Genomic DNA, 897 nt, shown 5'->3' with positions numbered 1-897 from the left:
GCGCCAGTTTCGCGATGCTGGCCGTGCCGTTGGCGATGCTCAGTGTCGACGCCTGAGCGATTGCCGCCTTGATGCCGCGAACCGTCGCCTCGCCCGAGGCAATCTCGACGCTCGTCTTGCCGTCGGCGATCTTCACCCGGCCGGCAGCGGTCGCCGGAATGCCCGCTATGGTGGCGCCGCCGATGAAATTGGTCCAATCGCCGTCGCGCTTCAGGTCGACGCCGATGCCACTGATTTCGGTGGTTCCGGAAGTGACGCTGTCAGCCTTTATCGAACCGGCGATCGCCGGCGCCTTGAGATAATTGGCGATCAGCGCATTGACGGTGATGGCCTTGGCCGTCACGTCGCCACGCGCGATCGAAGTGCTCTTCGCATCGATCGCGACGGAGGGCGCGTCGCCCTCCTTGGCAAAGCCGATGGTGCCGTCGATGTCGCCCGTCACCGCCTGGCCGGCCAGTGCGGCCAACTGGTCGATAGCGGGCGCGTCGAGCGTCAGCGTGCCGAGCGGCATGTACGTGTCGTCCAGCGCGAGATCGCCCGAGACCTTGTTGTCGCCCAGCGAGACCAGGAATCCGTTGATCGAACGCTTGCCCTCGCTTGTCACCAGTGCTGCCTTGATATCGAGCGGCTGGTCGTTGACGGAGCCGGTCAGCGATACGTTGGCGGCGGGACTGGTGATATCGGCCTTGCCGCTCGCCGTCAGCTTGATGCTCTTCACCGTGCGGCCCGATGCCGTCAGGCTGTCGCTATCGGCGGTAACGGTGAAATCCGGCGCCGTCATCGCGCCGCTTGCCGACAGCGCGAAATCGACGCCACCGGCAACCGGCACGCCGACTGTCGGCGACAGCACGGAAACGTCGCCCAATTTGCCCTTGATGTCGGCCTGGATGTCGGTGC

Annotated in this window: 1 pseudogene; it reads right to left on the bottom strand. The window is 65.4% G+C overall.

Features of this window, described 5'->3' with window-relative positions:
• A pseudogene (locus tag EN949_RS35445) lies at positions 1–897 on the bottom strand (translocation/assembly module TamB); the annotation flags it as partial.

This window comes from Mesorhizobium sp. M7A.F.Ca.US.007.01.2.1 (genome assembly GCF_003998165.1).
GTDB classification, from domain to species: domain Bacteria; phylum Pseudomonadota; class Alphaproteobacteria; order Rhizobiales; family Rhizobiaceae; genus Mesorhizobium; species Mesorhizobium ciceri.
Note: the sequence above shows the minus strand (reverse complement) of the source record. Positions and strands in the feature narration are given on the sequence as shown.